At 50.4% G+C, this 25,873-nt stretch carries 39 protein-coding genes and 1 pseudogene; 32 read left to right on the plus strand and 8 right to left on the minus strand.

All coding sequences use genetic code 11. The features are described from left to right. Window positions 1-46: 46 nt before the first annotated feature. The 5 genes and pseudogenes from ACQ86N_RS40245 to ACQ86N_RS40265 form a co-directional block, all read right to left on the minus strand. Complete coding sequence (locus ACQ86N_RS40245; RefSeq protein WP_431211954.1) at window positions 47-532, minus strand: hypothetical protein; 486 nt, start codon at window positions 530-532, stop codon at window positions 47-49. Then, window positions 435-917 (minus strand): hypothetical protein, encoded by a 483-nt coding sequence (locus tag ACQ86N_RS40250; protein ID WP_431211955.1) that lies wholly within the window; start codon window positions 915-917, stop codon window positions 435-437. The genes ACQ86N_RS40245 and ACQ86N_RS40250 overlap by 98 nt, the downstream gene beginning before the upstream one ends. Continuing rightward, entirely contained in the window at window positions 853-1,131 is a 279-nt protein-coding gene (locus tag ACQ86N_RS40255) for a hypothetical protein (protein WP_431217784.1), read from the minus strand. The genes ACQ86N_RS40250 and ACQ86N_RS40255 overlap by 65 nt, the downstream gene beginning before the upstream one ends. 50 nt (window positions 1,132-1,181) lie before the next feature. After that, window positions 1,182-1,490, minus strand: a pseudogene (locus ACQ86N_RS40260) (gluconate 2-dehydrogenase subunit 3 family protein); the annotation flags it as partial. 113 nt (window positions 1,491-1,603) lie between these two features. After that, a complete protein-coding gene (locus ACQ86N_RS40265) occupies window positions 1,604-2,287 on the minus strand; it encodes a sugar transferase (protein WP_431211956.1) in 684 nt (227 codons plus the stop codon). A 574-nt stretch (window positions 2,288-2,861) separates the two neighbouring features. On the opposite strand from ACQ86N_RS40265, the gene ACQ86N_RS40270 reads away from it, so the two are divergent. The 18 genes from ACQ86N_RS40270 to ACQ86N_RS40355 all read left to right on the plus strand — a co-directional run bounded on the left by ACQ86N_RS40270 (window position 2,862) and on the right by ACQ86N_RS40355 (window position 15,344). After that, window positions 2,862-3,704: a glycosyltransferase gene (locus ACQ86N_RS40270; RefSeq protein WP_431211957.1), complete on the plus strand. Its 843-nt coding sequence runs from the start codon at window positions 2,862-2,864 to the stop codon at window positions 3,702-3,704. Window positions 3,705-3,859: 155 nt separating this feature from the next. Then, window positions 3,860-4,132 (plus strand): hypothetical protein, encoded by a 273-nt coding sequence (locus ACQ86N_RS40275; RefSeq protein ID WP_431211958.1) that lies wholly within the window; start codon window positions 3,860-3,862, stop codon window positions 4,130-4,132. An 8-nt stretch (window positions 4,133-4,140) separates the two neighbouring features. Beyond that, entirely contained in the window at window positions 4,141-4,926 is a 786-nt protein-coding gene (locus tag ACQ86N_RS40280) for a glycosyltransferase (protein ID WP_431211959.1), read from the plus strand. Window positions 4,927-4,999: 73 nt separating this feature from the next. After that, window positions 5,000-5,359 (plus strand): hypothetical protein, encoded by a 360-nt coding sequence (locus tag ACQ86N_RS40285; protein WP_431211960.1) that lies wholly within the window; start codon window positions 5,000-5,002, stop codon window positions 5,357-5,359. A 288-nt stretch (window positions 5,360-5,647) separates the two neighbouring features. After that, window positions 5,648-6,103 carry a sugar phosphate nucleotidyltransferase gene (locus ACQ86N_RS40290; RefSeq protein ID WP_431211961.1) on the plus strand — a complete coding sequence of 152 codons (456 nt, stop codon included), beginning with the start codon at window positions 5,648-5,650 and terminating at the stop codon, window positions 6,101-6,103. Further along, entirely contained in the window at window positions 6,100-6,417 is a 318-nt protein-coding gene (locus ACQ86N_RS40295) for a hypothetical protein (RefSeq protein ID WP_431211962.1), read from the plus strand. Before ACQ86N_RS40290 ends, ACQ86N_RS40295 begins: the two co-directional genes overlap by 4 nt. A 65-nt stretch (window positions 6,418-6,482) precedes the next feature. Then, window positions 6,483-7,547, plus strand: coding sequence for an NAD-dependent epimerase/dehydratase family protein (locus tag ACQ86N_RS40300; protein ID WP_431211963.1), 1,065 nt, complete (start codon window positions 6,483-6,485; stop codon window positions 7,545-7,547). Window positions 7,548-7,669: 122 nt separating this feature from the next. Then, window positions 7,670-8,119: a dTDP-4-dehydrorhamnose 3,5-epimerase family protein gene (locus tag ACQ86N_RS40305; RefSeq protein WP_431217785.1), complete on the plus strand. Its 450-nt coding sequence runs from the start codon at window positions 7,670-7,672 to the stop codon at window positions 8,117-8,119. After that, on the plus strand, window positions 8,116-8,340 hold the full coding sequence (locus ACQ86N_RS40310; protein WP_431211964.1) for a hypothetical protein: 225 nt from the start codon (window positions 8,116-8,118) through the stop codon (window positions 8,338-8,340). The genes ACQ86N_RS40305 and ACQ86N_RS40310 overlap by 4 nt, the downstream gene beginning before the upstream one ends. Window position 8,341: 1 nt before the next feature. Continuing rightward, a complete protein-coding gene (locus ACQ86N_RS40315) occupies window positions 8,342-8,656 on the plus strand; it encodes a hypothetical protein (protein ID WP_431211965.1) in 315 nt (104 codons plus the stop codon). Between the two features lie 200 nt (window positions 8,657-8,856). Next, a complete protein-coding gene (locus tag ACQ86N_RS40320; protein ID WP_431211966.1) occupies window positions 8,857-9,048 on the plus strand; it encodes a hypothetical protein in 192 nt (63 codons plus the stop codon). 10 nt (window positions 9,049-9,058) lie between these two features. Next, window positions 9,059-10,006, plus strand: a complete 948-nt coding sequence (locus ACQ86N_RS40325; RefSeq protein WP_431211967.1) for a class I SAM-dependent methyltransferase — start codon at window positions 9,059-9,061, stop codon at window positions 10,004-10,006. Beyond that, window positions 9,919-10,407: a hypothetical protein gene (locus tag ACQ86N_RS40330; protein ID WP_431211968.1), complete on the plus strand. Its 489-nt coding sequence runs from the start codon at window positions 9,919-9,921 to the stop codon at window positions 10,405-10,407. The genes ACQ86N_RS40325 and ACQ86N_RS40330 overlap by 88 nt, the downstream gene beginning before the upstream one ends. A 145-nt stretch (window positions 10,408-10,552) precedes the next feature. Continuing rightward, window positions 10,553-12,124 (plus strand): glycosyltransferase, encoded by a 1,572-nt coding sequence (locus ACQ86N_RS40335; protein WP_431211969.1) that lies wholly within the window; start codon window positions 10,553-10,555, stop codon window positions 12,122-12,124. Next, window positions 12,121-12,492: a glycosyltransferase family 4 protein gene (locus ACQ86N_RS40340; protein ID WP_431211970.1), complete on the plus strand. Its 372-nt coding sequence runs from the start codon at window positions 12,121-12,123 to the stop codon at window positions 12,490-12,492. Before ACQ86N_RS40335 ends, ACQ86N_RS40340 begins: the two co-directional genes overlap by 4 nt. A 12-nt stretch (window positions 12,493-12,504) precedes the next feature. Then, complete coding sequence (locus tag ACQ86N_RS40345) at window positions 12,505-13,473, plus strand: GDP-mannose 4,6-dehydratase (RefSeq protein ID WP_431211971.1); 969 nt, start codon at window positions 12,505-12,507, stop codon at window positions 13,471-13,473. Between the two features lie 105 nt (window positions 13,474-13,578). Then, window positions 13,579-14,493 carry a class I SAM-dependent methyltransferase gene (locus ACQ86N_RS40350; RefSeq protein ID WP_431211972.1) on the plus strand — a complete coding sequence of 305 codons (915 nt, stop codon included), beginning with the start codon at window positions 13,579-13,581 and terminating at the stop codon, window positions 14,491-14,493. Window positions 14,494-14,504: 11 nt separating this feature from the next. After that, window positions 14,505-15,344 (plus strand): class I SAM-dependent methyltransferase, encoded by an 840-nt coding sequence (locus tag ACQ86N_RS40355; protein ID WP_431211973.1) that lies wholly within the window; start codon window positions 14,505-14,507, stop codon window positions 15,342-15,344. On the opposite strand, the gene ACQ86N_RS40360 is transcribed toward ACQ86N_RS40355, so the two are convergent. Further along, window positions 15,328-16,872 (minus strand): hypothetical protein, encoded by a 1,545-nt coding sequence (locus ACQ86N_RS40360; protein WP_431211974.1) that lies wholly within the window; start codon window positions 16,870-16,872, stop codon window positions 15,328-15,330. The two genes, ACQ86N_RS40355 and ACQ86N_RS40360, sit on opposite strands and share 17 nt — an antisense overlap. Before the next feature lie 17 nt (window positions 16,873-16,889). After that, window positions 16,890-17,333, minus strand: coding sequence for a hypothetical protein (locus ACQ86N_RS40365; RefSeq protein ID WP_431211975.1), 444 nt, complete (start codon window positions 17,331-17,333; stop codon window positions 16,890-16,892). Window positions 17,334-17,487: 154 nt separating this feature from the next. On the opposite strand from ACQ86N_RS40365, the gene ACQ86N_RS40370 reads away from it, so the two are divergent. The 14 genes from ACQ86N_RS40370 (at window position 17,488) to ACQ86N_RS40435 (ending at window position 24,531) form a co-directional block, all read left to right on the plus strand. Continuing rightward, entirely contained in the window at window positions 17,488-18,417 is a 930-nt protein-coding gene (locus ACQ86N_RS40370; RefSeq protein WP_431211976.1) for a glycosyltransferase family 2 protein, read from the plus strand. Continuing rightward, entirely contained in the window at window positions 18,417-19,169 is a 753-nt protein-coding gene (locus ACQ86N_RS40375; RefSeq protein WP_431211977.1) for a methyltransferase domain-containing protein, read from the plus strand. The genes ACQ86N_RS40370 and ACQ86N_RS40375 overlap by 1 nt, the downstream gene beginning before the upstream one ends. A gap of 3 nt (window positions 19,170-19,172) precedes the next feature. Next, window positions 19,173-19,313, plus strand: a complete 141-nt coding sequence (locus tag ACQ86N_RS40380; RefSeq protein ID WP_431211978.1) for a hypothetical protein — start codon at window positions 19,173-19,175, stop codon at window positions 19,311-19,313. 294 nt (window positions 19,314-19,607) lie between these two features. After that, entirely contained in the window at window positions 19,608-19,970 is a 363-nt protein-coding gene (locus ACQ86N_RS40385; RefSeq protein WP_431211979.1) for a hypothetical protein, read from the plus strand. A gap of 96 nt (window positions 19,971-20,066) precedes the next feature. Continuing rightward, entirely contained in the window at window positions 20,067-20,231 is a 165-nt protein-coding gene (locus ACQ86N_RS40390) for a hypothetical protein (protein WP_431211980.1), read from the plus strand. Beyond that, window positions 20,228-20,794, plus strand: a complete 567-nt coding sequence (locus tag ACQ86N_RS40395; protein WP_431211981.1) for a hypothetical protein — start codon at window positions 20,228-20,230, stop codon at window positions 20,792-20,794. Before ACQ86N_RS40390 ends, ACQ86N_RS40395 begins: the two co-directional genes overlap by 4 nt. After that, window positions 20,791-21,537, plus strand: coding sequence for a glycosyltransferase family 4 protein (locus ACQ86N_RS40400; protein ID WP_431211982.1), 747 nt, complete (start codon window positions 20,791-20,793; stop codon window positions 21,535-21,537). Before ACQ86N_RS40395 ends, ACQ86N_RS40400 begins: the two co-directional genes overlap by 4 nt. Before the next feature lie 16 nt (window positions 21,538-21,553). Beyond that, window positions 21,554-21,847, plus strand: a complete 294-nt coding sequence (locus tag ACQ86N_RS40405; RefSeq protein ID WP_431211983.1) for a glycosyltransferase — start codon at window positions 21,554-21,556, stop codon at window positions 21,845-21,847. Beyond that, window positions 21,844-22,104: a glycosyltransferase gene (locus tag ACQ86N_RS40410; protein ID WP_431211984.1), complete on the plus strand. Its 261-nt coding sequence runs from the start codon at window positions 21,844-21,846 to the stop codon at window positions 22,102-22,104. The genes ACQ86N_RS40405 and ACQ86N_RS40410 overlap by 4 nt, the downstream gene beginning before the upstream one ends. A gap of 1 nt (window position 22,105) precedes the next feature. Beyond that, the gene (locus ACQ86N_RS40415; RefSeq protein ID WP_431211985.1) at window positions 22,106-22,552 is read left to right on the plus strand and encodes a glycosyltransferase family 2 protein; all 447 of its coding nucleotides are present in this window, start codon (window positions 22,106-22,108) and stop codon (window positions 22,550-22,552) included. A 91-nt stretch (window positions 22,553-22,643) separates the two neighbouring features. After that, window positions 22,644-22,997: a hypothetical protein gene (locus ACQ86N_RS40420; protein WP_431211986.1), complete on the plus strand. Its 354-nt coding sequence runs from the start codon at window positions 22,644-22,646 to the stop codon at window positions 22,995-22,997. A 2-nt stretch (window positions 22,998-22,999) separates the two neighbouring features. Then, window positions 23,000-23,377 carry an ABC transporter permease gene (locus ACQ86N_RS40425; RefSeq protein ID WP_431211987.1) on the plus strand — a complete coding sequence of 126 codons (378 nt, stop codon included), beginning with the start codon at window positions 23,000-23,002 and terminating at the stop codon, window positions 23,375-23,377. Continuing rightward, a complete protein-coding gene (locus tag ACQ86N_RS40430) occupies window positions 23,377-23,760 on the plus strand; it encodes a hypothetical protein (RefSeq protein WP_431211988.1) in 384 nt (127 codons plus the stop codon). Before ACQ86N_RS40425 ends, ACQ86N_RS40430 begins: the two co-directional genes overlap by 1 nt. A 126-nt stretch (window positions 23,761-23,886) precedes the next feature. Next, window positions 23,887-24,531 (plus strand): ABC transporter ATP-binding protein, encoded by a 645-nt coding sequence (locus tag ACQ86N_RS40435; RefSeq protein ID WP_431217786.1) that lies wholly within the window; start codon window positions 23,887-23,889, stop codon window positions 24,529-24,531. On the opposite strand, the gene ACQ86N_RS40440 is transcribed toward ACQ86N_RS40435, so the two are convergent. Then, window positions 24,528-25,841, minus strand: coding sequence for an O-antigen ligase family protein (locus ACQ86N_RS40440; protein WP_431211989.1), 1,314 nt, complete (start codon window positions 25,839-25,841; stop codon window positions 24,528-24,530). The genes ACQ86N_RS40435 and ACQ86N_RS40440 overlap by 4 nt on opposite strands. Window positions 25,842-25,873 lie beyond the last annotated feature (32 nt).

Here is a 25,873-nt window from a genome sequence, read left to right on the forward strand (position 1 = left end):
TTTTCGTCGTACAGGATCGACTCGACGATGGAAAAAGGACGCAGGGTCATATTACCCGTGCGTTCGGCCCAGGGGATGGTGGTGGAATTGGAATTGTAGTAGCCCCCGAACGGACAGCCGCGCTGGCACAGTGTCCTCTTCTGACACTGCCCCCTGCCCTGCTGCAGGTGCAGTGCCGTTGGTTCCGTGAGGTGGCGCAGCGGCCATAGATAACGTGACGATCCTTATATTTTTTTGCGACGGTCTCTTTGAAATAGTTTTCTACGCAGGTGAGGTCGAGTGCGGGAAGAAATTCTCCGTCCGGCAGATTGGGAAGGCCGTCCCTGTTGCCGGATATTCCCACGAATTTTTCGACATAGCTGTACCAGGGCGCGAGGTCTTTGTATCTGATGGGCCAGTCGACGGCAAAGCCGTCCCTTGCCGGCCCTTCAAAATCAAAATCGCTCCAGCGCTGGGTCTGACGGGCCCACATGATCGATTTGCCACCCACCTGATAGCCCCGGATCCAGTCGAAAGGCTTTTCCCTGGACATAGGGGTGCTCGGTGTCTTTGACGAAGAAATGCATGGCGTCTTCCCGGTAGGCATAGCACCGGCTGACGACGGGATTGGCCTGCCGGACGGCGTAGGGTACGTCGCCGCGGTGCTCAAATTCCCAGGGCATCATATTGGTGGTGGGGTAGTCCTTCATATGCCGGACCTCCCGCCCTCTTTCCAGTACGAGGGTTTTGAAGCCCTTCTCTGTAAATTCTTTGGCAGCCCAGCCCCCGCTCATTCCTGAGCCGATGACGATGGCGTCAAACCGTTGGTTTCTGATCGGATCTCCCATATCGAAAAAATAGCCGTTTGAATGTTTAAGCCGCAGCAGGCTGTCCCTTGACCGGTACACAGCCATGAAAACGACCGGGGACCAGTTCATAGATCCGGACCCTTGTAAGATAGAATTGTGAAGAAGTGTAGGCCTGGATGGTCAGCTTTTTTACTGTGGAATAAAAGAAGATGGCCTCCGGAGAAATGGTGGTGGCGCCGGATGCGGATGAACCGCCGGATGCGGACGAACCGCCGGATGCGGATGAACCGCCGGATGCGGATGAATCGCCCGGCGCAGCGACGGCGCCTTCGAATGCCGACAGTAACGACGCCCTTTGCGTGGCGGAGGCGTCGGCAAACCCCTACCTGAAGAAGCCTTCGAGGCCGCTTCGAAGGCGGTCAGTCCCTTCATGAACTTTTCCTGGTCTGCGGTTGACGAGCAGTCGTCGAGCATCTTCAGTACAAATAAATGAGCGGAGATTTCGCGGGCACCGGGGGTGTCATCCGATGGGATCAGGGCAGCCGTCAGTTGTTCCAGCAGCTGTACCTGGCCGGTATCGACTGTCAGGTTCTTCAGTGCTACAGCCGGCCTGGCGGCGTGGTGCAAACAGGAAGGCAGTAAGGCTGCGCCTGCCGATAAGATCGCTAGTCGCCGGATAGCGACCCTTCTGTTAATGGTCATCCGGATAGTGTTGTCGTTCGGCTACAATTTAAGCAATTTTTTTAACAGAGGCCGGAGAGGGGGAAGAAGACTGGTCAAGGACGGTGCCGTCCATGGGAATCGGCTTGTCTTTATTAAAAAGGGAAGTGAGCATGAGGAAACCGGTCTCGATCATGATCCGGATGTCCAGCATCAGGCTGATATTCCTTACGTAGTAGGCGTCCCACTTGATAGCGGCGGAAGATGCTTGCGAACGTAGTTGCGGGACCGCGGCAGCCACGGACCTGAGACATACCGGTGATGCCGGGCCGAACAAGGTTGCGGAACCGGTAGTTGGTAACGACCTCTGAAAAATCGCGCGAGTCCTTGAGCATGTGCGGGCGGGGGCCGACGATGCTCATATGTCCGAGCAGCACGTTGACAAACTGGGGCAGCTCATCGATCCCTGTATTGCGGAGAAACTGTCCGACGCGCGTCACGCGGGGATCGTTGCGGACCGCCTGGCGGGTATCGGCGGTGTCATTGACGTACATGGTCCTGAACTTATAGCACCAGAACGTCCGGCCGAGGAAACCAATCCTTTTTTGTCTGAAGAAGATGGGGCCCTTCGAGTCCAGTCTGATAAGGACCATGATGACGGGGAACAGCCAGGGGAATATTAAAAGAATGACGAGTGAGGCCGTAAATATGTCAAAAACCCTTTTCAGGACGAGATAGCCCTTGCGCTCCTCCAGGTACTGACGAATCGAATACGCCTTTTCATCTTCCCATTTGTGCTGGTGATAAATAGTTGTTTCGAGGCTTGTGGTCTTGCGCATGCTTATAGGATGATTAAATTTCTTCCGGCCGTGCGATAACGAATAAATAAGAATTCTAGTCTATTCGTAAGCAAAGAGCCTTAAAAAACTTGCAAAAAAAGCGATTTATCTTCAATTACTCCATACCACTAAGTGGTAATTTTTGCAGGTTTCATGTCCTGGACTTAGGACATTGTTACTATCGCGATCGTTGCACTACCAAGAAACAAAATTTTTCATAATTTGTTTTAAACCAAATTATTAACTGCTCGTTAACGTTTTAAACGGAGGCTCATGGGGCCGTCGCGCAGCGGGGGGTGAGCAGATCGGGGGCCCTGTGGGGTCAGGAGCCGATGAGGACTCCGGAGCCCCGGGATCGCGGGAGCTAGTGGGGTTTTGGGGAAGCCACCGGGGGTTATGAACCGGACTATGGCCGGCGGGGTTATCGGATGGAGCAGTTTCAGCCGCCCGTTTCAAAATAAATTCGGCCGCATGGCAAAATAATGCAATGTTAAAAACAGGTCAGGCGATGGGATGGCTAGGGTGGGTGTCCATTTTTAATTACCTTTGTAAATCAATAAGCTAAACCTAATCAATGGAAGAAAGGAAGAAACCTGCCTATGATTTCTGCCTCTTAATTCCTTATTATAATAACCTCCCCGGCCTGATCAGCTCGCTAAAGAGCGTGATTTATGACTCATTGGCATATGCCTTGCTTATAGTAGATGATGGAAGTAAACAACCATTACTGAAAGAAGATATCCTTCCTTATCTACCTCAGCCTTTATCCCTAACAATTCTGCGGCTTGGAGAAAACCAGGGAATCACCGGGGCCCTCAACACGGGACTCAGGTGGATCGAAGAACAGCAGTGCTGCCGGTATATAGCCCGGCTCGACTGCGGGGATCTCTGTGCGCCCGAGCGATTCGCGCGGCAGGTGCGGTATCTTGACGCACACCCGAAAGTCGCTCTGCTTGGCAGCTGGTGTGTCTTCAAAAATTTTCGGACGGGCGAGTCCTACAGGTATATAACCCCTACGGAATATGGTGACATCCTGAAAGAAATGCATTTCAGAAATGTCTTTATCCATCCGACCGTGATGTGGCGTGCTGGTATTACACGGGAAGTAGGGGTTTACCCTGAAGACTTCCCTCATGCGGAAGACTATGGTTATTTTTATGAAATAATTTCCAAAGCCGAAGCCACGGTTTTGCCCGCAGAGCTTGTCATATGTGAAATCAACCCGCAGGGAATATCCCTGCATTATCGTAAAGAGCAGCTCAGAAGCCGTATCAGGGTGATCCGGCGGTATGGAAAAAACAGGTTATTTCGTCTTATCGGGGTATTAAAACTTAGGATTTTACTTGCCATTCCATATAAAATGATACTGGAAACAAAAAAGCTGGCATACGGAATTAAACGCAATAGCGTTAGATAGGTCAGATTGCTCTGAAATAACATAAAAGTTACTAAATACGAACGCTTGCCGTAGGAAATCAATGTAAGGGAATCGTATTTAATGACACCTTATCAGAAAAACCGATGAAAATAGTACATGTTGTCGAACCTTTTGCCTCTGGAATTGCCACGTTCGTGAGATCACTGGTAGAGAATCTACAGGACGATCTGCATATTATCGTACACGGCGAACGGGAGAATCTCATCACTTCAGCCGAGGTCAAACAGCGTTTTCCCAAGGGGAACGTACGTTTTATACGTTGGAAATCAGCCCAAAGGGAGATCAATTTCCGGAAAGACACCGCTGCCTTTATGGAATTGTATACCATTCTCAAGAGGCTGAAGAGACAGGTACATATCGACGCGGTACATCTCCATTCTTCAAAAGTGGATTTCTCGGAAGGGTAGCCTGTCGCATGGCCGGCATCGACACCGTTATCTATACCCCCAATGGCGCGCCCTTTTTCGTCGGCAACAATTCATTCAGCAATTTCCTCTATAAACAACTCGAAAGACTCGGTACCATATTCGGCGGACGGGTCGTCTGCTGCAGCCCTTCCGAACTGAAAGCATATAATGCCATAGGAATTAAGGCCTTAAATATCAACAACGGCGTGGATATAGAAGAGCGGCCGCTCGAACCTCTTCCCCGTCTCAGCAATACGGGTATAAAGACCCGTTATCCCGGACTCCGGTCGGGCAAATTCCGCATCGTCACCAGCGGCCGGATCGAAGACCAAAAAAATCCTACGCTTTTCAATACTATTGCCAAATACTTTGAAGAATTTCACGACTTCGAATTTCTATGGATCGGTGAGGGCGCCGACAGAGAGATGCTGACGTCCAAAAATATTGTTATTACCGGCTGGTTATCAACCGAAGATACCAAGGATCTTATCGCCGCAAGCCAGGTCTATCTGTCCACTTCCACCTTCGAAGGCCTGCCTTTTGCTGTACTCGAAGCCCTGGCACTTAAGAAACCGGTGCTGCTTACCGACTGCGTCGGCAACCGCGACATCGTCAACAAACGGCTGAACGGGGACCTTTTTACCTCTGAGGACGAGGCGATTATAAAGATCCTCCAATACCATAACAACCGGGATATGCTGCAGATCATGGGAGAATACTCCCAGCAGCACTGCGAACAGGAGTTCGATGTCTATTCGACATTTACTTCCTACAGAAGCCTGTATAAAAGTTAATCAACCGTTACGGTAACCATTTTATTTGATGTTATTGACCGTTTGATCTGGAAACCCAATAAATTTGCCGGAAATGTATTCTGTGATCGAAAACAATGAAGACAAGGAAACTGAATTGAACGCCATCCAGGAAAGCCTCGGCAAGATCCGGGCCTACATGGAGAAGGAGATTGCGTTCAAACAGGGGCTTATTGAAAGACAGGAAGCACAAATACACCAGTTCAGGACCCGCCTCGAAGAAAAGGAAGTGGTCATTCAGCGCCTCGAAGGCCAGTTGACGGAGTGCCGTCAGACGAATGAAGGTACGAGACAACTAATCAACAAACTTCTCAGCGATATCAGCAACTATCAGAAAGACCTCGAATGGTATAAGAGAACATTTGAGAAGAGAAGCCTGCTTGGGACGATCCGGCAGAAGCTGCTCAAACGCTGATACGCGGCTGCTCAGCCGGAATTAACCGATACCGCCCTGGTATAAGCGATACGCATATAATTGAAAGTTATAGTGCCCGAAGTCAGCGTGGCCGGCTATTTGCCCACCCCTCCCAATTATCTTTTTCCTGGTCTATAACATTTCTTTCTCAAAATTGTATATTGCGGCCAGCTAAGGTTTTTGCCTTAACTTTGCCCACCATTTACCTATATAAAGCCTGACTATGTCTGCATTTCACACGATCAACCCATCTGATTTCCTCACTTCAAAAACTTCCCCAATTCATTTATGAAAGCCGTTTTGCTCGCCGGAGGGCTTGGAACACGTATTTCCGAAGAGACCTCTGTTAAGCCCAAACCTATGATAGAGATCGGACACAAGCCAATCCTATGGCATATTATGAAGATGTATTCCGCGCACGGGATCACGGACTTCATCGTCTGCCTGGGCTATAAAGGATACGTTATCAAAGAATTCTTTTCCAACTATTTCCTTCATACCTCCGACATAACGATCGACCTAAGGAATAACAGTACGCACATTCATCAAAGTAAGACCGAACCCTGGACCATAACGCTGGTAGATACGGGTGAAGAGACGATGATCGGCGGAAGAATTAAAAGGATCATTCCCTATGTTGAAAAAGACGAATACTTTTTCGTCACCTACGGCGACGGAGTCAGCGACATCGACATCAAGGCTACCGTGGCGCTTCACCAAAAAGAAAAAGGCTCGCTACAGTGAGCGCAGTACAGCCTCCCGGCCGTTTTGGCGCGCTGAAATACGAGGGCAACAAGGTCACCGGCTTTATGGAAAAGCCCCAGGGCGACGGCGGTTGGATCAACGGTGGTTTTTTTGTATTGTCTCCTAAAGTAAAAGACTATATTGAAGGGGACAGCACCGTCTGGGAAAGAGAGCCCATGGAAAACCTGGCGAAAGACAATCAGCTGTCCGTCTATTTTCATAACGGCTTCTGGCACCCGATGGACACGCTCCGGGACAAGAGGTACCTCGAGGAGTTGTGGGAAAAGGAAAAGGCGCCCTGGAAGAGCTGGTAGCCATGAAGAGTTGGCGGCTTTGGAAGAGCTGGTAATCAAGTACAAACTAAATTCTAGTCAACAAAATGAAAATACTAATTACGGGAAACCTGGGATATATCGGACCGATAGTCGGCAGGTATCTCAAGCACCGCAACCCGTCCGATTTTGTAGCAGGCCTCGACAGCGGCTTTTTTGCGCACTGCCTGACGGCGGTATCGTATTCTCCGGAAGTTTGCATCGACGCGCAGTTCTTCGGGGACGTACGCACCATCGAAGAGTCTTTTCTGAAAGGCTATGACGGCATCGTACATCTGGCAGCCGTTTCCAATGACCCAATGGGCAATAAATTCGAAGCGGTGACCGACGAGATCAATCACAAAGCAAGTGTAGAACTGGCCCGAAAGGCGGCGGCCGCCGGAGTAAAGAGCTTTGTCTTTGCTTCCAGCTGCAGCATTTATGGGTTCGCCGATGGTGGTCCCCGGAAAGAGACCGACACGCTGAATCCTCTGACAGCCTATGCAAGATCGAAGGTGGCGACCGAACAGGGGCTTGAGCAGTTGTCGGCCTCCACGAATATGACCATCACGTCCCTGCGGTTTTCCACGGCGTGCGGCATGTCAGACCGGATACGCCTCGACCTGGTGTTGAACGATTTTGTAGCGGGCGCCATTACCACCGGTAAGATCACGGTGCTCAGCGACGGCAGCCCCTGGCGTCCCCTCATCGACGTCAAGGACATGGCCCGCGCCATAGACTGGGCGCTCACCCGCCCCGCCGGCAACGGCGGCAAATACCTGGCCGTCAATATTGGAAGGAACGACTTCAACTACCAGGTAAAAGACATTGCACAGGTAGTCGCGGACGTATTGCCGGGCACGGAGATCAGCATTAACGTCAATGCGCAGCCGGATAAACGCAGTTACAAGGTAGATTTTCTCTTTTCAGCCAGCTGGCGCCGCAGCCATCAACCCGTGGTCAACCTTTACCAGTCCGCAACGGAGATCAGGGAAGGGCTGACCCGCATGCAGTTCACGGATAAGAACTTCCGCGAATCCGACCTTATCCGGCTGAAGGTCCTCGAAAAGCATATGGCTGGCAACAGGATCAACAGCAACCTTGAATGGATCAATAAAACAACTACTCTCTGATCGTATATGAAATTCACTCAGACACCATTAGCCGGATCCTATCTTATCGACCTGGAAAAAAGGGGCGATAACAGGGGGTTCTTTGCCCGATTTTTTGCGAAAACGAATTTGGCGCCCAGGGGCTGGTCACGCGTTTTCTACAGATCAATAACTCGCTAACCGGAAAGAAGGGAACGCTCCGGGGAATGCACTACCAGCTGCAGCCATCCGCGGAAGTAAAGGTCGTTCGCTGCATCCGGGGATCCCTGTATGATGTTATCCTAGATCTCCGGCCTGACTCTCCTACCTTCGGCAAGTCCTTCGGCGCCGAACTCAGCGCAGAAAATCGGACGATGATGTATGTACCCCAGGGCTTCGCCCATGGGTTCGTCACGCTCCAGGACGATACCGAAGCCCTTTACCTTGTGAGCTCACTCTATGCTCCGGCCCTCGAAAGAGGCATCCGGTACAATGACCCTACGTTCAACATACAGTGGCCGGTCGCTCCCACAGAGGTCTCCGAAAAAGACGCCGGCTGGCCGGACTTCGACCGGGAATTTCATGGAGTAGATCTTTTAAAGGGACTGATATGAAAATAGTTTTCACAGGAGGCAGTTCCTTCACCGGCTACTGGTTCATAAAGGAGCTGGCGGCACAGGGCCATGCCGTCACTGCCGTAGTAAGGGGCAATAGCGACCAGTATACAGGACTGCGAAAAAGAGCGACTCGACGGTATCGCCAAATGGGCGACCATCGTCTGGAACTGCAGCTTTGGCGACCCGACCTTCCTCGGTCTGCTGGATCAGGGTTTTGATGTGGTCTGCCACCACGGAGCCCAGGTCGAGAATTATAAGAGCCCGGATTTCGACATCGCAGCCGCGGTCGAGGGCAATACGCTGAATTGCCGGCTGGTCATGGAGAAGCTGAAAGACAAGGGCAGGCTCGTGGTAACGGGCAGCGTCTTCGAGGCGAATGAAGGTATCGGCAACGAGCCATTGGTTGCGTTCTCACCCTATGGCCTCTCAAAAACCGCCTCCTGGGAAGTATTCCGCCACTGGGGCTGGAAATTATCCGTCCCACTGACCAAATTCGTGATACCCAATCCATTCGGCCCGTACGAAGACCCCTGATTCTGTAACTACCTGGTCCAGACCTGGAAGAAGGGTGAGATTCCGGCGATCAACACGCCGGATTATATCCGCGACAATATCCACGTGGACCTGCTTGCTAAACATTATGCGGCTGCCCTCGGGGGCCCGTAAAAGAAAAAATCAGACCTTCGGGTTATATCGAATCCCAGGGTTCCTTCGGAATAAGGTTTGCCCGCGAAATGGCCGCGCGCCTTCCGCTGCGATGCGAGGTCCGTCTCGGGAAGCAAACATCCTTTGACGAGCCCCTGATCCGTACCAACGACCAGCCGGCCGGTGGCCCGGCCATCCACCCTTCCATCGCAGCATGGGACGAAAAAAGGCATGGGACGAGCTCGCAGCATATTATTCGAAATAGAAAATACCTAAACTAGTCACCCTCTTATGAAATTCACGGGCGAATTCTTTGTACCATCGGATGCAGAAGACAGCCACACCAGCAACCCCGAACTGGAGGTAGAACACAAACAGCGTTACCAGAGCATTTTGTCACTGGCACAAGGAAAAAACGTCCTGGATATCGCCAGCGGAGAAGGGTACGGCACATTCATGCTGTCATCCGTCGCCGGTCAGGTCTGGGGAGTCGACATCAATCCGGAGCTCGTCGCATACGCCAGTCAGAAATACGGCAGGGAAAATAACCGGTTCCTCCACGGCTCGGCCACTTCCATCCCACTGGAAGCAGGCCTGGTCGACCTTGTCGTCAGCTTTGAGACGCTTGAACATATATCCGCAGAGGACCAGGTGCAATTTTTCAAAGAGGTACGACGGGTGCTCAAGCCCGGCGGAACGTTTATTGTCTCGACCCCAAATAAGAAGAACTATACCGACAGATACGATCATCATAACGAATTTCACGTCCATGAACTCGAACGGGAAGGATTTGAAGGTTTGCTGAAAAGCAGCTTCCAGCACGTCCGGGTATATGAACAGGGCATGGAAATCGTCAGTGTTATCCTCAACAAAGAGGAATTCCTGCTCAAAAAACCGGTTCTGCCTGTATCGGTCAATCCCGAGAACTACCACTTCGAAGGGAAATACCTGATCGGCATAGGCAGCGACCAGCCCGGCTCCATCGAGCAGTCGCTCGCGAGTTTCGTTCCTGAAAGCGAACGCTCATATTTCCAGATGATCGACCGCATTCTGGAGCTACAGGACCAGGTCGAAAAGCTGGGAGCCTGGGGAGACGGTCCACCGCCGAGCTGGAGGCCGCCGATGAGAAGATCGCGGCCCTTTCCCGAGAAGTGGAAAAGCTGGGGGCCTGGGGCACGCGGTCCAGCGCCGAACTTGCAGCCGCCGAAGAAAAGCTCGCCTCCATTTCCCCGGAACTAGAAAGGCTCGGAGCCTCCGGCCGCTCACTGGAGAGCGAGCTCCAACAGGCAAAGAATGACTATGCAGCATTGCAGGCCCGATTCGAAGAGCAGTTGGTTTCCAGTACTCATCTCACCGAACAGGCCGAAGTGCTCCAAAGACGGATCGACACCCTTACAAGAGAAAAAGAAATACAGGACAGAAGCATACAGCAATATTACAGGTCCAACTACGACCTGAAACGGCAGCTGCAAAAACTCCAGGACGAACAGGGCGCCAGGAAGGAGACCGAATCGCATCGCCTGTACAAGCTGGAAGCCGAAAAAAGAGCTCGAGACAAGGCTCCAGGATATCTATTCATCCGACGGCTACCGGCTTCTTTCCATCTACTACAGGTTCAAGGGAAAATATCTGCCGGATGACTCGCCAGGACTACTAAGGCTAAAGAAGATCGGCAGGTTCCTTAAATCCAATAAGGTCGTATCCAAACTGCGCAACAAGGGCAAAATTCCATCCGTAAAGATCAGTGAGGCAAAGCTTGCGAAGGACCATAATATTGTTCCGGAAGTGCCGGCCGGCGTCGTTTTCCCGATCGTTTTTCCAGTAGCCGAAAACCCCGTCGTGTCCATCGTCATCCCGGCGTATAACAACTGGGCCTATACGCGCAATTGCCTGATCTCCATTTACCAGCTGACCGACGATGTTTCCTATGAAGTGATCGTTGGAGACAATGTATCCACCGATGAGACCGTCAACCTTGAAAAGTATTTTACGAACGTCGTCTATCTTCGCAATCCGGAGAACCTGGGGTATATCAAAAACGTCAACAACGCCGCCAGTCACGCGAGGGGCAGGTTCATCCTCACCCTGAATAATGATACAACGGTCACCAGGGGTTGGCTCAGCAGTCTGGTCGACGTCATGGACAGGGACCCTAAAGCCGGCCTTGTTGGATCCAAGCTCGTCTACCCCAACGGTCTGATGCAGGAAGCCGGCGGAATTATCTGGCGCGACGCATCGGGGTGGAACTATGGACGGGAAGGCAACCCTGAAGCACCCGAATATAATTACCTGAAGGAGGTAGACTATGTCAGCGGCGCCAGCAATCTGATCCGCAAGGAGATCTGGGACCGGCTGAAAGGCCTGGACGAAAGATATGTCCCTGCGTATTTCGACGATTCCGACCTCGCATTCAGTATTCGCGGTCTCGGGTACAAGACGGTCTACCAGCCTCTGTCCGTGGTGATCCATTACGAAGGCATGGCCCATGGTACCGATACGAGTTCCGGCACCAAAAAATACCAGGTCGTCAACCGGGAGAAATTCATCGAAAAATGGAAGGCCGTCCTCGGAACGGAGAACTTCCCCAACGGCGAGAACGTCTTTCATGCGCGGGATAAAAGCAAGGGCAAGAAGACGATCGTAGTGATCGACCACTACGTTCCCCATTTCGACAAGGATGCCGGATCGCGCACTACTTTTCAGCTGCTGAACCTCTTTGTCAGGCTAAATTACAATGTCAAATTCATTGGGGATAATTTCTATAAGCACGAGCCCTATACCACTATTCTGCAGCAAATGGGCATAGAGGTCCTGTATGGCGAATACTACAGGGATAACTGGAAGCAATGGATCATCAATAACAAAAAGTACATCGACTACTTTTATGTCAACCGGCCGCATATATCCATCAAGTACATCGATTTCCTGAGGCAGAATACAAACGCAAAAATCGTATACTATGGACACGACCTTCATTTTGTCCGCGAGCGTCTCCAGTACGAAATAGAGAAAGACCCCACACTGCTGGCTTCGATCGAACAATGGAAAAAGACGGAGACCGAGATCATCAGGCAGTCCGATACGGTCCTTACCCTCAGCTATGACGAAAAAGAGATAATTGAAAAGGAGATCGGCCATGCCGATGTCCGCATCATGCCAGCGTTCTCGTACTCCCGATTTAACGAGCCGGTCACCAATTTCGACCAAAGAAAGAACATCCTGTTCGTTGGCGGCTTCGGACACAAACCAAATGTCGACGCCGTGCTCTGGTTCGCACGGGAGGTATTCCCACTGGTCAGACGGGAATTGAAGGACGTGGAATTCGTCATCGCCGGCTCGAAGCCCCCGAAGAAGTGACAAAGCTGGCGTCCTCTTACATCGAGGTAAAAGGCTATGTTTCCGACGAAGAGCTGGTCAAACTCTACCAAAACACGAAAATGGTCGTCATCCCCCTCCGGTATGGGGCGGGAGTAAAAGGTAAAACGGTGGAAGCCATGTACCACGGCATTCCTTTCGTCACCTCCCGATTTGGCATAGAAGGCCTGCAGAATATAAAGGACGTCACGACGAGCAACGACTCGGCGGACCAGTTTGCAACGGCGATCCTTGGGCTTTATAACGATGCCGGCAAGTTGCAGGACTTCAGCCGCAGGGAGATCGAATACTCCAGAAAATATTTTTCAGAGGACAACGTAAACGATTTAATTTTAAGAACTTTCTCCTAAAATAGACCTCTAATGAGCAAAAAGACCCTGATTACCGGGTGCTGTGGAATGATGGGATCACATATGGTAGACCTTTTCTATGGCCTCGGACAAATGGTCCACGGTACGTTCTACAAGCCCACGACCAACCTTAACGAATTCGCCCACAAAGCCCATCTGGAAGAATGTGACGTCCGATACTTTCTTCCCCTCCATCGCCTGATCGACAGGATCAGGCCCGACGTGATCTATCACCTTGCCGCGCAAAGTTATCCAACGGTCTCGCTCAGGCGCCCCCAGGAAACCTTCGAGATCAATGTCACGGGCACGATCAACGTATTTGAGAGCATCAAGGAGATCAGGAGAACAGACCCGTCTTACGATCCTGTCGTGGTCGTGGCCTGCTCAAGCGCAGAATACGGGTCGTCGCTCACGCCGGAGAATGTGCCCATAAAGGAGGACGTCACCCTGCTGCCCCTGCACCCCTACGGCGTCACCAAGGTGGTCCAGGACCTCCTGAGCTACCAGTACTTTGTAAGCGACAAGATAAAGGCCATTCGTGCGAGAATTTTCAACACCACCGGCCCGAGAAAAGTGAACGACGCTCCATCCGATTTCGTAAGACGCGCCGTCCAGATCGAAAAAGGAAATGAGACCATTTTCAGGGTAGGGAATCTCGAAGCCCGCAGGGCCATCACCGACGTACGCGATCTTATACAGGCCCTGATCGCCCTCTCCGAAAAAGGCAGATACGGGGAAGTATACAATATCAGCGGCAGCAAGGTATATCAGATAAGGGACGTCGTTTCGATGATCGAAAAGATCATGGGCCGGAAATTCGACGTGCAGGTAGATCAGGACCTGATAAGGCCGACAGACGAACCGATCATATACGGTGACTCCACCAGGCTGACGACTGATACCGGCTGGAAACAAAGCTATCCGCTCGAACAAACCCTGTCCGATATGGTCGAGTACTGGCGCGCTTCTCCTCTTCCCTGAGGCCGGAAGTCCCCGCCGGAGAAATTACCGCTATCCGTCCCTGCAAGACCAAAATCTCCCGTACTATGTCTACCTAACCCCCTGTTCAATTCAAAATAGCTGACTATGAAAGTTATCCCTAACCTCCTATTCGATTTTCATAACGATTGCATCGACATCAACGGCAATATGGTGCTGAAGAAGATATATTCGATGGATGAATATGAAGAATATAAGCAATCCGTGTATACATCCCGGAATGATTTTGAAATGGAGTTAGCGGAAAAGGTGCGAAACCGGCCGGACAAGACCTATCATCTGCCCGGGTATTCCGAAACCGCGGGACACCTGACAGATTTCTGTATCGACCTGAATTATTCCGACGGACAAACCCCAAATTTCAGGGAAAGAGTAGTGTGCCCTGTTACTGAACTGAACAATCGTCAGCGCTTCATCTGCAGCTACCTGAAAAAACTCACCGATACCCACCACTATACGTCGATCTTTACATTCGAGCAGGCGACGCCTGTGTATCGTTTTGTCACCCATAGCCTTAAATCCTCCAGCATAATAGGCAGCGAGTATCTCGGCATTTATGCTGCTCCGGGAGACGTTATCAATGGAATTCGTCATGAAGACGCTACGAATCTCACGCTCAGCGATAAGAGCTTCGACGTAGTCTTCTCTTCCGAAGTCCTTAACAGGACCCCGGACCTTTTAAAGACGATCAGTGAAACCTCCCGCGTTCTGAAAGACGGCGGTAAGTTTGTATTTTCAACGCCTTTCGCAATGAATATGAAGGCGACCAGACAGCGCGCGCGCAAGACGGAAGCCGGGGTCCAGCACCTGTTGGACGCCCGCTATTATATCGGGCACCATACCCGGGAAGGGCAGTCGCCGGTCTTCTATGATCTGGGCTGGGACGTTTTCGAGATGTTGAAAGAATCAGGCTTCAGAAATGCCTATTTGCTGTGCTATTATAGCGCATTTTACGGATATTTGGGTGAAAGTCTGCAATCAATCTTTGTTGCGGAAAAGTAAAATCTTGAATTTTGAAAATATTCAGAATAAGGAACTTCGACGAATTGAAAGTGCATGTCGATAGAAACACGGCCAACTATTCGATCATGCAGAAGTACGAAGCGGGAGTCATACCGAAAAATCGAAAGGAATTTAAAGTAAAAGGGGTTTCCTATCCGGCCAACCAATACGTCGACTTCCATGTGGACTATAACTATTCCGACGGTCAGAACATCAACTGGCGCGAAAGGCTGGTTTGCCCGGTAACGAATCTGAACAATCGCCTGAGATGTACTATCCACCTCATCGATACGGAGCTCAGCCCCTATCCCGACAGCAATATTTACATATCGGAAGAGGTAACGCCCCTTTTTGCTTACCTTAAGAAGAAATTTGACAATATTGTCGGATCCGAATATCTCGGCGATTCCCTCCGGCCGGGCGAAACGGTCAACAATATCAGGCACGAGGACATGACCCGCATGTCATTTGCGGATGACAGCTTTGAATATTATCTATCCTTTGAGTGCTTTGAGCATATTCCCGAATACTCGAAAGCGGTTACCGAGGCCTACAGGATACTCAAACCCGGTGGAACTTTCCTTGGTAGCTTCCCATTCGACCGCAACCGTTACGAGAATCTGATCAGGGCGAAGATCGGTCCCGACGGCTCTGTCATCCATCTTATGGAACCGGAATATCACGGCGATCCGGTTAATGAACAGGGCATTCTTTGCTTCACCGTATTCGGCTGGGAATTCCTCGACGAATTCCGCAGGGCGGGCTTCCGTGACGTCTACACGATCCTCGTATGGTCCGACCTGTTCGGTTATCTCGGTGGCGAGCAGATCTATTTCATCGCAAAAAAATAAGATCCAGACTGGAGAGCGGAAATGAAAGGGGGCGGTCTTTCACAAATTGTCCCGACAGCGTATCGGATAAAATATTTATCGCGCGGATCTCCGCCGGCCTTTCGACGTTGAACCTGTAAATGAATTTGTCGGCCTTTCTCCCGGAAGATATGGGCTGGAGAGCGTTATTGCTGTCGGTCACTATCGTGACTTTGGGTATTATATTTTTACAAATTTCGGGCATGTAAGCGGTCAACTCGACCAGGAGTGAGTCTTTCACTGTCGGCGCCGGCAACAGCTGAACGCTTGCGTCCCCGCTGGTCCAGCGGAGGCCGCGCTCGTTCTCATAAATCCCCCTCAAAGCATACCGGTCCAGATCGTCGGCGCGATAAGTGATCTGGCGCGCATTATATTGTGCACTTGTAAAGGCGCCTATATTGCCGATCGTTCTTGTGGTAAAGATCTTCAACGAATCACGGAGATAGTCACCTGTGATATCGATCACATTTTTGTCGAGGTAAACGATCTGTTTTGAAGTCTTGTCGAAATTTCCGAACGAACTGAAGCCGCCGGGATACGCGCTGTCATAGATCGAATCAACGAAGTAGATCTTCTTCGGACTGTTCTGGTAAAATTCAAAAAATGAGCCGCTTGCCAGTTCCCAGTCGATGCCGGCTTCATAGTTCTCGCTCCGCTGTTTCTCCCAAATGTACAGCTCATGGGTATCAGCATGTATGACGCCGTTGTCGATGGCGTCCTTTACCGAAGTCGCCGTCCTCTCGGAATAGATCATGGCAAAATTCCCCGCACCCCTGGACAAATACGTGAAATCGGTTACCACGTATACCAGCACCAGTCCGCCAAAAAACAGTGCTTCCCGACGGCCGCTCTTATATGGCAACTCCCGAAAAAGGATCGTTAGTATCAGCACAAACACGGCGAATGGCCCCTGTATCCATCGCTGCTCGAGTCTGATCGTTGAAACCGCCGGTATGAGGAGCAAATGCAGCAAGATCACGAGTGAAACGACCAGCACGGCAGAATCGCGGTCCCTGTTATTGGAAAACAATCGTTTCCTTACTTTCCTGATAAACGCCGCCAGCAGATACACGAGCCCGCCAATCATGGCTACGACCAGTATCTTTTGGTATGCCGGCAACCCGGGAAACCGTATCCCGACCAGGAATTCGGGGCCTGAATTGATCTGAATCACGGATAAGATGGCATCGAAATAAAAATGTATTGCGTCGCCGACCGAAAAGGTCATTTTAGCATTTGCTGTTCCAAGAAAATAAGGCAATGAATAGACCCTTGTTTTTACAAAATAATTCACGGCGAGCGAAGCAATAGCCAAAACGATCAGCTCTCCTTTCTGCCTGCCTGTCAACGCCCTGAAACCAGGGAACAGCAATATAGCCAGTATGATAAAAGGAAATATCATCATATATCGCTCGTGCGTATACATGGCGCCGTTGGCAAATAAGATCGCCAGCAGCGCTGTCTTCCTCTGCCACTCCGGCGTCGCTCCCTCTTTCACCTGCGATCTCATAATAAAATACAGGAATATCAAAAAAAGCTCATGGCCACGCCTTCCATCGGACCGCCATAAAATAGTTGAGTCACATTATACAGCGCGAACCTCGACAGCCCTACAGTAAGACTGATAAAAAGGGAATAAAAAGCCGAACTCACAAACAGGTTCACCACCATTGCAAAGAGGAAAGTATTCAGCACCTGGATCCCGATATTGAACAGAAAGTATCCCGCAAGGTTCTTCTGAAAAGCCGCTATCAGAACGTTGAGGACAAGCCCGTGAACCGGCCGGTACTTTCCCATTGTGGTAGGCAAACTCATCTTTTCCGCAAATCCGTGCAGCCCGGAGTGTTTCATATACACGATCAGGTCATCACCATAGATGGTCGTCGGCTGCCACTGGACGAAAAAGAAATAAACAATAAGTGGAATGACTACAATCAGGAGAACGAAGGAAGAAGGTTTGGCGTTTATCATTTAAAAAGGGAATTGTCGGAAATATATATTAGCACTTACTATCATAGGTACAAGTGCCTGGAACCAAAAATAGCACTATAATACGCTTTAATGACTTATTTTCGCAAAATCTTATCTTCAAATTTACTTCAACTATTTATCCTCAAACCTACTTATGAATGCACCCGAAATCTCGATCGTAGTGCCACTCTATAACGAAGAAAAGTCCTTCCCTTTACTTATCCGGCGGCTTTCTGATCTTCTTGGTTCTATTGAGCTGCACGTTCAGGTGGTACTGGTTAATGACGGCAGCAGCGACAACACCCCCTATCTGATGGAAATGCAGTCAAAGAAGGACCCGAGGTTCAAATCCGTATTCCTCTCGCGAAATCACGGCCACCAATTAGCCGTTTCAGCAGGGATGCATTACACCGATGCTCAAAATGCGATAATGATAATCGACGGAGACTTGCAGGACCCGCCCGAGCTGCTTCCGGAATTTTATGAAAAGATCAGGGAAGGGTTTGATGTCATATATGCCGTTCGAAAAAATCGCAAGGAGAACGTTGTCATTAAATTTGCCTATTGGTCTTATTACAGATTGCAGAAAATGGTAAGTAATTATAATATTCCCCTGGACAGCGGTGATTTTTGTATGATCAGCAAACGGGTCAGGGATATCATGGTCGCTATGCCCGAGTCCAGCCGATATCTGCGCGGGATGCGTTCCTGGGTTGGATTCAGACAATTCGCGTATGCGTATGACAGAGTCGAACGACAAGCCGGAAAATCAAAATACAGTCTGAAGAAACTCACTGAGCTCGCCTTCAATGGGATCTTCAATTTTACCAGCTTTCCCGTCCGGCTCATGTACAGACTGGGTTTTTTGAGTATCATTTTTTCGATGATCTATATCGTCTATCTGCTGATCCTCAAATTCAGGGGCGATGTGTTGCCGGAAGGCTATGTAACGCTGATCTTCTCCATCTCCTTTTTTAGCGGTGTCCAGCTGCTCTGTCTCGGTCTGATCGGAGAATATGTATACAGAATGTATAACCAGGTCAGAGAACGACCGTTGTTCATAGTAGACAAAATAATCAACTGATGAAGGCCGAATACTATAAAGAATACTATCATCTGGAACGAAAGAACTGGTGGTTCCTTGCCCGTAAAGAGCTCCTGAAACAACAGATCGAACTGCTTTTCAAAGGAAATAAGGGAATAAGGATCCTGAACGTGGGTGCGGCACTGGGTGCCTCCACCCTGATGCTCCAGGAATTCGGCGAGGTCAGCTCACTCGAATATGACAGGTCGTGCTGCGAGTTTGTCAAAAAAGAGCTCGGAATGGATTTCATAAACGGCAGTATAACCGAACTTCCCTTCCCGGACGGCGGCTTTGATCTCGTCTGTGCATTTGACGTCGTCGAGCACGTCGAGAATGACCGGCTCGCTATATCCGAATTGCACAGAGTGTGTAAGCCCGGGGGATATATCTTCACCACCGTGCCTGCCTTCCAGAATCTGTGGTCCGAACACGACGAGATCAACGAGCATTTCAGGCGATATACCATGAAACGCTACCTGTCCCTGTTCAGTCCCCTGAACTCGGCCATCGTCTACAGATCTTATTTCAACTTCTGGCTGTTCCCTCCTATATTTCTTGTCAGGATCATATCCAGACTCTTCCGGAAAAAAGGCGCAGCCCCAAGATCAGACTTTGCCAAAACGAGCGGGTCCGAAGGAGGTGTGTTGTCCGGGCTACTTTTCAGAGTATTTAAAAGCGAGTCTATATTCCTGAATAGACATATCAGTCTTCCGGTTGGCGTATCTTTGATGGTTCTTGCCCAAAAACAATAAGATTTGGAGACAAAGCCTGCGATATCGATTTTTTTCCACAACTATTACGGCGATCATGAGAATTGGATCCGCTTTTTCAGGGAAAAGCTGGATATGCCCTTCGATCTCCACTACAATATTGCCGACGGCAGTCCTACAACCTAAAAGACGATAGCCTGTCACAAGAAAATGCGGCGCAGCGTCTGGCGGGTGGGTCTCTGCAAAAATTGTTCATTCGCAGGTCGCCGAATCAGGGTAAAGATATCGGGGGCAAACTGGTGCTCGTCGATTCCTATATGCGTATTCGCCGATATACGCCTTATATCATTTTTCTGCACGATAAAAAAAGCCCGCATAAGGCACTCGGAAAAGAATGGAATAACAAGCTATTCCGCCTTCTCGAGCCGGAATTTGTTCAAAAGGCCACTGGCAACCTTTGCCGGGAATCCCGATACAGGGATGGTTGCTGTAGCCGATACCATCCAAAACGAGCACGATCCCTCATCCGGTACCTTTTCCAGCAGTAATCGTTCGCTGCTGAATGAGCTGGTCGCCAAATACGGCATTTCCGATCCGACGCAGAACCCGACCTCACAGAATAGTCCTGCAGAAGCAGACTACCGGTATGTGGCCGGCACCATGTTCTGGGTCAGGGCAGAGCCTCTGGCGGCCTTTTTCAAAAAATACGCGCCTCTGGATATCCGCCGGACGCTCGAAAAGGGAAATGTTATGGACGAAAACAGAGGAAGTAACGCCCACGCATGGGAAAGAATGCTCAGCTGGCTTATTTTTGCCCAGAATTTCAATATAAAGGGGCTTTGATGATCAACCGGATCTTTCTTATTTCCGACTTTTTGCATCCCCCGGGGCGGGGAGCCGGAGGAGAATGTATATTACTCCCTGCTGATCCAGCCCGGTATGAAGGCCGGCATGGACGAGAAATACGCGTCATACCCGGAAAATATGGTCACCGGTCCGGCCATTACACTGAACGTACAGCAAGTGCTGGAAGATGAGACGATCCAGGACCTGACGGCTTTTTGTTCCTTCCAAACTATCCGCGTGCCGGTGGGCGACCAATGATCAATCTAACGGGAGAGGACCCGGCATTACTCAGGGGCCAGGCTGCCCGGATCTCCGCCTATTTCACCGACCAGGGCTTTCCGGCTCCGGCTACCGGTTTGCCATTGACGTCTGACATATTCCGGACGCAGGACGAATGCACGGCCCATTATGAAAAATTGCTCCGTTCGGAAGGCTTCTTCAATGAAATCGTGTATTTCTACTCTCCCCGGGGCGAAGCTTTTGCGCCCCTGATCGATTCTCTTAAACTGCAGGAAGCGGCGTTTGGGAGCAGTGAACCCCGACTGTATTCAGTCGTCAAAAAAAACCAACTCTACGAAAGGACCGTGCACCTGCTCGAAAATAAGCTTCTCGCAACGGAAAATGAGTTAGCCAATCAGAAACAATATGCGGAGATCCTCCGTTCCGGCCATCAGTCCAGGGAAATACAGGACTACTACAACCGGGAATACGAAGCCTTACCGCTGTGGTTCAAACGGCTGGGGCACCTCGTGAAAGTCCTCGCCGGAAAACGTACCTTTCGGTCATTATTCAGAGACGACGTTAAAAAACATAAAGATTGAATTATTGGCTCCTCACAACTGAATATCCCCCGTTTCACGGCGGCGGTATCAGTACCTACTGCCATTTTACCGCCCTGATGCTGGCGGAAATGGGACATAAGGTGACGGTTTTCGTCCAGGACGACAGCGTTGGAGACTTTAACATTGCCGGCACCTTACCTGGGATAAGGCTCTGCCGATTCAACAGCAACCGGAACAAGCTGCACGCATCGCTGGGATACGCTGCGAGGTTAAGCTATGCGTTTGCGGATATCGTGAAGACCTGTATAGCCAGCGATGGCGCCCCGGATGTGCTGGAAGCGCAGGACTATCTGGGCATTGCCTATTATCTCACGCAGCAGAAACATCTGGGATATCCATTCCTGAAAGATATTCCGATCGCGATCACTTTGCATTCACCCGCATTTATCTATTTGGAATATAACCGGGTTCCCACCTACCGGTTTCCCGATTTCTGGACGGGTGAAATGGAGAAACAGGCTATCAAGGCCGCGGACCTGCTGATTTCTCCAACCCGGTTCCTTGTGGACGAGATCGGAAGATTTATGGATATCTCCGGCGTACCGCTGGAGGTCCTGGCCAATCCCTACGCAGCTGACAGCCCCGCCGCGGCAGCCGACAGCCCTGCCGCAGCACCTGAAAGTACTGCCAGGCCAGGCGCCGCGGCACCTGCAGGATTCTCCCGCAATAAGATCGTCTATTATGGCAAGCTCTCCCCCCAAAAGGCAGTTTTGAGCTGCTGAGTTATTTCAAAGACCTGTGGGACGAAGGCTTTCCCCACCCTCTCCATATTATAGGGGTGAGGATATCGTCTATCATCCCGAAATGCAGACGATGGGGCAACTGGTCGAACAGCGGTACGGCGGCTATATAAAACAGGGTCTCCTTGTGCTGCATGGGAAGATCCGCCCCGACCAGATCAGCGAAAGTCTTCGGGATGCGCATGTCATTCTGGTCCCGAGCATAGTCGACAACCTGCCCTATGTGGTGATGGAAACCATGAACCTGGGCAAAATAGTCCTGGCTTCCCGGCAAGGGGCCAGCGCGAAATGATGGAAGACGGTGTGTCCGGATTTCTGTTCGACCACGCCGAACCCGGCAGTTTTGCCCGTCAGCTGCAGAAGATACTGGCCCTCCCCGACGAAACGGTCTTTCAGATCGGCGCCAGCGCCCGTCGATGGGTCCAGGATAAGTATTCTTTCAGTACTATCGGCCCGCGAAAGGCCGGCATTCTCCGCGACCTGAAAAGCCGTGCGGAACGCCAATTCCCCTTTCTTTATCAGGGAAAAGACGGCCCTTCCGGCCAGTAGTATGGTCCCGGGCGGCCGCCTGCTTTCTGTCGTGATCCCTTATTTCAATATGGGCAGTTATATCGACGAATGCATCCGGTCAGTAAAGAATTCCGCTTATACAGACATGGAGCTGGTCATCGTCAATGACGGAAGCACGGACGAGTCCAGTCTCCGGAAGCTGGCAGTCCTGGAAAAACAGGAAAAAATACGGGTGATCCATCAAAAGAACCGGGGGCTGGCGCTGACCCGCAACGAAGGAGCCCGGCAGGCCGCCGGGGGCTATCTGGCCTTTCTGGATGCAGACGACAAAGTCGATCCGACGTACTATGAAAAAGCCATCCGGACTCTTGAAAAAATGACAATGTCCATTTCGCCGGCGCCTGGGTACGATATTTCGAGAACAGCGATCAGCTGTGGCCGACCTTTACGCCTCAGCCCCCTTATGCATTGGTTCACAATCCTGTAAATAGCAGCGGGCTGGTGTATAAGAGAGCCGCGTTCCTCGCCGCCGGCCTCAACGACCCCTGGTCGACTATGGTCTTGAAGACTATGAGAGCGTGGTCAGCATGCTTCATGCCGGCTACAACGGGGTAGTGCTCCCGGAGGCGCTGTTTCACTATCGCGTAAGGACGGGCTCTATGTTCAGGGATATCACCCGGGGAAAATTGCTCTACTCAAATAAGTATATAGCAGAAAAACATGCCAATTATTATGCTAAATTTGCCGTCCAAACAGTTAATCTACTGAATGCCAACGGGCCCGGTTACTTATTTGATAACCCGACCCTTGAGGTGCGGGTGAGCTCGAACACGGCCAAAGAAAGTGCTTTGCTATTGAAAATGAAATCTTTCGTAAAAAGCAACCAACAATTGAAAAAAATAGTCTTAACTATTAAAAAATTTAACCGCTAAGCATGATCGCCGACGTTGTTAACGACTGGTCAAGAAGATCCAATAAATTCGAGAGGTTATGGCTACTGGCCAAGATAGAATTTAAGCTCCGGTATTATGAGAACAAGCTAGGTCTCCTATGGGCGCTGATCAAGCCCATTATGGACATGTGTATCTACTACGTGGCGTTTAAGATCATCATGAAAAGTGACGTTCCATCTTTCGCGTCCTACCTTTTCATCGGCCTGATCCTCTGGAATTTCTTTATCGAGTCCACGGCCGGGACCGTCCAGATCCTCAATACGAAGAAATATCTGTACGAGTACAGTAATATGAACAAGCTGGAGATCTACGTCTCGACGCTGATGGCCAACAGCATCAGGTTTTTTTCAACCTGGTGATGTTCTTCCTGTTCTACAATCTGTTCGAGAATGGCGTGGAGGGGTTGTCGCTGACTAACCTTTGGATCATCGTCCTGTTCATCAATATGTTCATTCTCTCGATGGGGCTCGCGCTCATCCTTTCGAACATCTTTATTATCGCCAAGGACATCACCCAGATATGGACGGTGTTCACGTCCTTCCTGTTCTTTTTGTCACCCATATTTTATAAACTGTCCACTTTCAAGAACGCCCTGCCGTCCTTCGACTATGGCAATCCAGTCGCGGGCATCATCATCAACGCAAGACGGGTGATGATGCAGCGCAGCCAGCCTGACTTCAAGCTGCTCGCCTTCGACCTGGGATACGCGCTTTTTTCCTGGCCCTCGGCCTTCTTTTGCTGAATAAATTAGGAGCTAAAGCCGCAGAAAAACTATAACTATGAATTCCAATCTTGCAATAGAAGCGAGAAATATCAGTAAGACTTTCCATATTACGGAAGATAGCCACAACACCGTAAAGCACCGGTTATTCAATCTTTTCAATCCTCCCCGGTCGAAAAGGGTCGAGGCGCTCAAGCCTATGGATTTCGAGGTAAAAAGGGGGAATGCGTCGGGCTCATCGGACGAAACGGCTGCGGGAAATCGACGCTCACCAAGATACTTGCGGGTGTATACCCCACCGACACCGGCACCATCGATATCAACGGCAGCACGCTGCTGATGAACCTCGGCGTCGGCATGAGCCACGAACTCACCGCCAGGGAGAACATCTATGTATCTGCTTCAGTACTGGGCCTCAAGATCAAAGAGATCGATGCCATTTTCGACCAGATCATTTCCTTTGCGGAACTGGAAGACTCCATAGACCGTAAAATAAAATTCTTTTCTTCCGGCATGCAGGCGAGGCTGGCGTTTTCCATAGCCGTCAACGCCGGGGCCGACATCATGTTCCTCGATGAAATATTTGCGGTCGGCGACCTGAAGTTCCAGGAAAAGGCAATCAAAGTGTTTGAGTCTTCATGGATCGAGGGAAAGACCGTTGTACTCGTCAGTCATACTATGGCCACGATCGAAAAATACTGTTCCCGCACCGCCTTTATGAAGCATGGCCGGCTGGAGTATTTCGGTGACACCGCAAAGGCTGTCGAGCTGTATATGGAAGACAACCACTAAGCCGTATGAGCCGCAGGCGGTGCCGTATTCCGCCGCCACGCGCTGATGAAGGAAAGGAAGAAACCCAGCAGCAGGCAGCCCATGCTTCTGTCCATATAGGTTTCACTAAACATCGAAATGGCCAGAAACCCAACCATCAGGCCTCCGAGCAAATTCCTGTTCCTGATGGCCTTTTGCATCGGAAGGATAACATAACCACACAAAAAAACGACAAATCCTATCAGCCCGAACGTACAGAATACGTCGATATAGTTGTTGTGCATATTCTTCTTGCTCTGTACCGCGTAGTCGAATTTCTTTTCCCTGTAGACGCTATACAGCTGGTCCTGCTTGTCCCCCAGCTGCGCGCCGAATAGCCAGTATCTCCTGGCCACTTCTTCGCCACAGGCCCATAGGGCAAGGCGCAAATTGGCGCCATTCCACTGCTCGGGCGTAAGCTCCATGTTGTAGTGGTGCTCCCTGTTGTGGTTGTTGAACTGGTATTCGGTGTAGTGCAATTCATTGAATCTGTTAACCGTTTTGGGGAAGACCTTGACCAGTATGACGGTGCCAATGACCAGCCCGAGTATGATGACCCCGCCTCCGAGGTACAGCTTCCTTTTCAGCATGTACATGATCCCAAAATACAGGAAAACCGAATAGAGCGATATTATGGCGATCCGGCTGGCCAGCATAAAATGAAATACGAGCAAAAAAGCGATGCTCAGATAGGCCAGCCCGATATACTCGATGGCAAAAGACCCTTTCCTCAGCAGGTAGAAATAGCTGAAAAGCGCCAAATTCACGATCAGCGCAAAATAGATCGACTGGACGTGGATCAGCGAGGTCAAACTATCATTGTAGAGCAGACCGGTGTCTCCGGACCTCCTGTAAAGGGTGACACTATAAATGAAACAGACCGCCGCCGTCGCCGTAATAATGATTATAAACGCCAGCAGGATCCTGTCCTTCAGCTCTTCCCGGATATGCAACAACCCAATGGAGACAGGAAATACCAGCAGGGGTACCCGCAGCGCCAGCATCACCAGCGCCTCGTGCCGGTTGACTGAGAGAAAGGTGCTGATAATGTGCCAGATATAGAACAAAACCATCAGGATGATCTCCTTTCTTTCTACGAATAGCCGAACCTTTTCGGAGAATGGATTGTATAAGAAGCTGACCAGCACAACGCCCCCTATAATGATATTATTGATAACCGGCATATCCGGCAGGAACATGCTGACAAAAAAAAGCGCTATTCCAAAATACAGAAGTCTCTCCCTCAGAGAGAATATCTTGGCCGCCGGGTCCAGTAATAGTAATGATCGCATCTTGGTAATTTTCCCGAAATTGTAGCCCGAAA

The sequence above is a fragment of the Puia sp. P3 genome, assembly GCF_050632245.1.
Classification (GTDB): domain Bacteria; phylum Bacteroidota; class Bacteroidia; order Chitinophagales; family Chitinophagaceae; genus Puia.

What these genes read in the sequence shown, in the direction of transcription:
- ACQ86N_RS40245 (WP_431211954.1), bottom strand. Translation starts at nt 532, where the DNA reads ATGTCCAGGGAAAAGCCTTTCGACTGGATCCGGGGCTATCAGGTGGGT.
- ACQ86N_RS40250 (WP_431211955.1), bottom strand. Translation starts at nt 917, where the DNA reads ATGAACTGGTCCCCGGTCGTTTTCATGGCTGTGTACCGGTCAAGGGAC.
- ACQ86N_RS40265 (WP_431211956.1), bottom strand. Translation starts at nt 2,287, where the DNA reads ATGCGCAAGACCACAAGCCTCGAAACAACTATTTATCACCAGCACAAA.
- ACQ86N_RS40270 (WP_431211957.1), top strand. Translation starts at nt 2,862, where the DNA reads ATGGAAGAAAGGAAGAAACCTGCCTATGATTTCTGCCTCTTAATTCCT.
- ACQ86N_RS40280 (WP_431211959.1), top strand. Translation starts at nt 4,141, where the DNA reads ATGGCCGGCATCGACACCGTTATCTATACCCCCAATGGCGCGCCCTTT.
- ACQ86N_RS40285 (WP_431211960.1), top strand. Translation starts at nt 5,000, where the DNA reads ATGTATTCTGTGATCGAAAACAATGAAGACAAGGAAACTGAATTGAAC.
- ACQ86N_RS40290 (WP_431211961.1), top strand. Translation starts at nt 5,648, where the DNA reads ATGAAAGCCGTTTTGCTCGCCGGAGGGCTTGGAACACGTATTTCCGAA.
- ACQ86N_RS40300 (WP_431211963.1), top strand. Translation starts at nt 6,483, where the DNA reads ATGAAAATACTAATTACGGGAAACCTGGGATATATCGGACCGATAGTC.
- ACQ86N_RS40310 (WP_431211964.1), top strand. Translation starts at nt 8,116, where the DNA reads ATGAAAATAGTTTTCACAGGAGGCAGTTCCTTCACCGGCTACTGGTTC.
- ACQ86N_RS40320 (WP_431211966.1), top strand. Translation starts at nt 8,857, where the DNA reads ATGGCCGCGCGCCTTCCGCTGCGATGCGAGGTCCGTCTCGGGAAGCAA.
- ACQ86N_RS40325 (WP_431211967.1), top strand. Translation starts at nt 9,059, where the DNA reads ATGAAATTCACGGGCGAATTCTTTGTACCATCGGATGCAGAAGACAGC.
- ACQ86N_RS40345 (WP_431211971.1), top strand. Translation starts at nt 12,505, where the DNA reads ATGAGCAAAAAGACCCTGATTACCGGGTGCTGTGGAATGATGGGATCA.
- ACQ86N_RS40350 (WP_431211972.1), top strand. Translation starts at nt 13,579, where the DNA reads ATGAAAGTTATCCCTAACCTCCTATTCGATTTTCATAACGATTGCATC.
- ACQ86N_RS40360 (WP_431211974.1), bottom strand. Translation starts at nt 16,872, where the DNA reads ATGAGATCGCAGGTGAAAGAGGGAGCGACGCCGGAGTGGCAGAGGAAG.
- ACQ86N_RS40365 (WP_431211975.1), bottom strand. Translation starts at nt 17,333, where the DNA reads ATGATAAACGCCAAACCTTCTTCCTTCGTTCTCCTGATTGTAGTCATT.
- ACQ86N_RS40370 (WP_431211976.1), top strand. Translation starts at nt 17,488, where the DNA reads ATGAATGCACCCGAAATCTCGATCGTAGTGCCACTCTATAACGAAGAA.
- ACQ86N_RS40375 (WP_431211977.1), top strand. Translation starts at nt 18,417, where the DNA reads ATGAAGGCCGAATACTATAAAGAATACTATCATCTGGAACGAAAGAAC.
- ACQ86N_RS40385 (WP_431211979.1), top strand. Translation starts at nt 19,608, where the DNA reads ATGGTTGCTGTAGCCGATACCATCCAAAACGAGCACGATCCCTCATCC.
- ACQ86N_RS40390 (WP_431211980.1), top strand. Translation starts at nt 20,067, where the DNA reads ATGAAGGCCGGCATGGACGAGAAATACGCGTCATACCCGGAAAATATG.
- ACQ86N_RS40395 (WP_431211981.1), top strand. Translation starts at nt 20,228, where the DNA reads ATGATCAATCTAACGGGAGAGGACCCGGCATTACTCAGGGGCCAGGCT.
- ACQ86N_RS40410 (WP_431211984.1), top strand. Translation starts at nt 21,844, where the DNA reads ATGATGGAAGACGGTGTGTCCGGATTTCTGTTCGACCACGCCGAACCC.
- ACQ86N_RS40415 (WP_431211985.1), top strand. Translation starts at nt 22,106, where the DNA reads ATGGTCCCGGGCGGCCGCCTGCTTTCTGTCGTGATCCCTTATTTCAAT.
- ACQ86N_RS40425 (WP_431211987.1), top strand. Translation starts at nt 23,000, where the DNA reads ATGATCGCCGACGTTGTTAACGACTGGTCAAGAAGATCCAATAAATTC.
- ACQ86N_RS40430 (WP_431211988.1), top strand. Translation starts at nt 23,377, where the DNA reads ATGTTCTTCCTGTTCTACAATCTGTTCGAGAATGGCGTGGAGGGGTTG.
- ACQ86N_RS40440 (WP_431211989.1), bottom strand. Translation starts at nt 25,841, where the DNA reads ATGCGATCATTACTATTACTGGACCCGGCGGCCAAGATATTCTCTCTG.